The organism is Micromonospora sp. NPDC047074 (assembly GCF_040643815.1).
Lineage (GTDB): Bacteria > Actinomycetota > Actinomycetes > Mycobacteriales > Micromonosporaceae > Micromonospora.
Genome location: NZ_JBEYVB010000079.1, coordinates 1 through 4,209 on the forward strand (window position 1 = coordinate 1; position 4,209 = coordinate 4,209).

The following is a 4,209-nucleotide window of genomic DNA, read 5'->3' on the forward strand; positions in this document are numbered from 1 at the left end:
AGCTGGCCGTGGCGCCCCGCTCTGGTGTAAGGAAGGGCACCTTCCTAACGCTATGCGTTAGGATGGTGCCCTTCCTTACACCGCTCAGGTGGAGAGGTCGACCTCTTCCCAGCCGGGGGGCTCGTCGTGGTAGGGCCCGCGCAGGACCACCGCCCACTCCAGAGCCCACCGGCGCTGGCCGATCGCGTTCGCGTCCACCAGACCGGGCAGGGTCCGCCCGGCCCGCTCCGTCTCCAGGTACGCCCAGTCCAGGCAGTAGTGCAGGTCCAGCAGGGCCGCCGCGTCGGCGGGATGCTGGGGTGCGGCGAGGATGCGGGCCCGCCACTGGCCGAAGGTCTCCCCGCCGGGAATGTTCGGCATCCGCTCCACCAGCCGCTCGTCGACCGGCAGCGTCGGGTCGAGCTGCTTGGTCAGGCCGAGCACCCAGGCCAGCGCGAACAGCGCGTCGTGGTGCAGCACGAACGACCGGTGGTCGCCCTTGCCGCCCATCACGAACTGGACCTCGGGCGGCGTGACCATCTCGACCAGGTGCGAGGCGAGCAGCCAGCTCATCGCCGACTGCGGGGGCATGCCGAAGCAACGGGCCAGGATCAGGTGCAGCACCGCGATGCGGGCCTCGATCTCCACGGTGGGGCGGAGTTCGATCTGGTCGCCCGGTTCCCAGACGAGGGGAAACTGGGCTGGCGGTAGCGGAAGGCCCAGCCGGGACAGCTCGTCCAGGCTCGCCTCACGCACCTCCCGGGGATCGGGGGCAGATACGGCCACGGCGGAAGATTCCTGTCTGCTCGCGACGACTGGGCGCCGGTTGTCCCCCCTTGGCCAGGGAGGATAGCGGTCCCGGCCGGCCGGCACCATGCCACCCCGGCGGACGCTCCGCTCAGCCGATCCGCTCGATGACCAGGGGCGTCGCGCCGGGCGCGGTCGGCGCGATCCGCACCGCCCGCGCGGCGTCGTCGCGGGCCGCCGGGATCCGGGCGGCGTCCTCGGCGCGCAGCTCGAAGAGCGGGTCACCCACCCGCACCGCGTCGCCCGGGCGCCGGTGCAGCACGACCCCCGCCGGCACGCTGACCGGGTCCTCCTTGCGGGCCCGCCCGGCGCCGAGCCGCCAGGCCGCCACCCCCATGTCGTACGCGTCGATCGCCGCGACGAACCCGTCCGCGTCCGCGCGGACCACCTCGACCTCGTTCGCGGTCGGCAGCGGCGCGTCCGGGTCACCGCCCTGCGCGCGGACCATGGCCCGCCAGGAGTCCATCGCCCGTCCGTCGCGCAGGGCGGCCTCCGGGTCGGCGTCCGGCAGCCCGGCCGCGTCGAGCATCTCGCGGGCCAACGCCAGGGTCAGCTCGACCACGTCGGCGGGGCCGCCCCCGGCGAGCACCTCGACCGACTCGGTGACCTCGACCGCGTTGCCGATGGCCAGGCCGAGCGGGGTGGACATGTCGGTGAGCAGGGCCACGGTCCGCACGCCGTGCGCGCCGCCCAGCTCGACCATCGTCCGGGCCAACTCGCGGGCCTGCTCGACGGACTTCATGAACGCGCCGGAGCCGACCTTCACGTCGAGCACCAGGGCACCGGTACCCTCGGCGATCTTCTTGCTCATGATCGAGCTGGCGATCAGCGGGATGGCCTCGACGGTCCCGGTCACGTCGCGCAGCGCGTACAGCTTGCGGTCGGCCGGGGCGAGGCCCGCGCCGGCCGCGCAGACCACCGCGCCCACGTCCTGGAGCTGGGCGATGAACTCGTCGTTGCCCAGCGCCGCCCGCCAGCCGGGGATCGACTCCAGCTTGTCCAGCGTGCCGCCGGTGTGTCCGAGACCCCGGCCGCTGAGCTGCGGCACGGCGGCGCCGCAGGCGGCGACCAGCGGGGTGAGCGGCAGGGTGATCTTGTCACCGACGCCGCCGGTGGAGTGCTTGTCGACGGTCGGCCGCCGGACGGCGGATAGGTCGAGCCGCTCCCCGCTGGCGATCATCGCGGCGGTCCACCGGGCGATCTCCGGCCCGGTCATGCCGCGCAGCAGGATCGCCATGGCCAGCGCCGACATCTGCTCGTCGGCGACCAGCCCCCGGGTGTACGCGTCCACCACCCAGTCGATCTGCGCGTCGGAGAGCACCCCCCCGTCCCGCTTCACCCGAATGACATCAACCGCCGCGAAAGCACTCACCTTTGAGTTCCTATCGATCGTCATGAAGCCGGTCCGCGGACCGCGCCCGCCGAGGGATCGGGCCGACCGTGACCGGCGGAGGGATCAAGCCTGACCGCCCGGAGCCGGGCACGGTCGGCCCGATCCCCGAAGCCCAACCACCCGGGCACGACAGGCCCCAGCCGCTCTGAGCTCAACCACCCCAGCGGTCAGGGATCTCCGTCGGCGGCTCGCCCTCGCCCGCCCAGAAGATCGTGCCCGAGGCGTCCACGACCACCACCCGGGGCGACCGGGCGAGCCCCCACTCGATCGCCTCCGCCGGGTCACCCCAGCTCGGGCCCTCCTCCAGCACCCCGGTCTCGGCGCCCTCGCTGTCGCCGGCCGACTTCTCCCAGTAGGCCGTCCAGACCTGCTGGCCGGCGGAGAGGTCGGGGTGCACGAAGACCGTGCCGCGCCCGCGCCAGGCGGCCAGCCGCTCCGGCACCACGGGCACCGGGGTCTCCCCCGTCACGGCCTCCAGGTCGGCCACGTCGAAGGCGTGCGGCAGCAGCTCGGCCATCCGCAGCGGCCCGCCCCGGGCCTCGATCAGGCACTCCGGGCCGCCCTGCTCCCAGAGCAGTTGGCGGCACCGGCCGCACGGCATCAGCGGCTCGCCGGTGGCGTCGACGCAGGAGAGGGCGACGAGCCGGCCGCCGCCGGTGGCGTGCAGCGAGGAGACCACGCCGCACTCCGCGCAGAGCACCACGCCGTACGCCGCGTTCTCCACGTTGCAGCCGACCACGACCCGGCCGTCGTCGACCAGAGCGGCCGCGCCGACCGGGAACTTCGAGTACGGCACGTACGCGTGCCGCATCACCTCGGTGGCGGCGGCGCGCAGCCGCTCCCAGTCGATCTCCGTCATCCCATCATTCTGCCGAATTCGCCTCGGGCAGGCATCAGCAGGGGGACCGCTCGGCTCAGCGAACGGCCAGGTCCGCCAGTTGCCCGGGGGTCACGACGGACAGGTTCGTCGCGCCCGCCGCCACGTCGGCGGCGGCCGCCTCCCCACCGGCACTGAGCAGCACGAGCCCACCTCCGTGACGGACCAGGTGGACATCCTCTTCCTCCTCCGTCCGGACCCAGTGGTCGGCACCGACTGCTCGGCACGGCTGCGGAGTGGACGTTCTGGGTCCGTCGAGCCGGGAAGCGTCGGCCATGGTCGGCCCGCAACTCTCTGGCGGGGCGAAACCCGCCGGTAGCGGAACCACGATGACCGAGAGCCAGCCTTCTCCCCGGGCCATCGTGACGGTGAGGAGCCGGCGGTTGACGAAGGCTCGGGCGTAGGAGACCTGAAAGCCCTCCACCTGCGGCACGACGAGCGGCAGGCCGACCTGGGCGAAGCCGTCGCGCAACGCGTCCCGCCGGCTCTCCTGGCTGACCAGCGGCGAGACGAACCAGGGCAGGAGCAGCACCAGGGCCAGCACGGTCCGGACGAGGAAAAGTCGAGCCGCCATGACAGCGACGCCGGCGGCGAACCCGGCTACGGCGAGCAGCACCACCAGCCACACCGGCGGCGGGCCGGAGAACGGCCGGGTGGCCAGGGCGAGCCGGAGTGCACTGGCCGTGGCAGCCGCGCCGAGCAGGGCCGCCGGCAGCGGGCGCTCGACCTCCGTCAGCCGCAGCAGGAGCCACACGGCGGCGGTCACCACCACCGGCCCGACGACCAGGGCGGGAAAGGCGAAGCCGAGACAGGCGCCGATCGTGTCGGCCTCGCAGGAGTTCTGAAAGCGGACCACCTCGTGCCAGAGCACGCCGAGCACGCCGGCTCCGACACCGCCGGCTGTGCCGGCAGTGGCCATGCCACGGAACAACTCCATCGACGGCTCCCACGAATTGAGTGGGAGGTCCGGCGACCCCGGGCCTCCCACAGTGGTCACCAACGATAGTTGTAGATGCCCATGCATACCGATTCGCACTGCGACTCGAACAGGCGCGGAACCCCCAAGACGGACGCGGAGACAGTCGTGGGCGGCGGGGGTGAGGACAGCCGCCCCCGACATCAAACAGTACCACGCAGGGACGGCCCAGAGGTA

Annotated in this window: 4 protein-coding genes; all 4 read right to left on the minus strand. The window is 73.1% G+C overall.

The window, feature by feature from the left end:
- Positions 1-84 precede the first annotated feature (84 nt).
- The 4 genes from ABZ809_RS34380 to ABZ809_RS34395 all read right to left on the minus strand — a co-directional run bounded on the left by ABZ809_RS34380 (position 85) and on the right by ABZ809_RS34395 (position 3,993).
- Positions 85-765: a DUF4272 domain-containing protein gene (locus ABZ809_RS34380; protein WP_357566832.1), complete on the minus strand. Its 681-nt coding sequence runs from the start codon at positions 763-765 to the stop codon at positions 85-87.
- A gap of 112 nt (positions 766-877) precedes the next feature.
- On the minus strand, positions 878-2,158 hold the full coding sequence (locus tag ABZ809_RS34385) for a thymidine phosphorylase (protein WP_357566833.1): 1,281 nt from the start codon (positions 2,156-2,158) through the stop codon (positions 878-880).
- A 172-nt stretch (positions 2,159-2,330) separates the two neighbouring features.
- Positions 2,331-3,038 (minus strand): cytidine deaminase, encoded by a 708-nt coding sequence (locus ABZ809_RS34390; protein ID WP_357566834.1) that lies wholly within the window; start codon positions 3,036-3,038, stop codon positions 2,331-2,333.
- Positions 3,039-3,093: 55 nt separating this feature from the next.
- Positions 3,094-3,993, minus strand: a complete 900-nt coding sequence (locus ABZ809_RS34395; RefSeq protein WP_357566835.1) for a hypothetical protein — start codon at positions 3,991-3,993, stop codon at positions 3,094-3,096.
- Between the last annotated feature and the right edge of the window lie 216 nt (positions 3,994-4,209).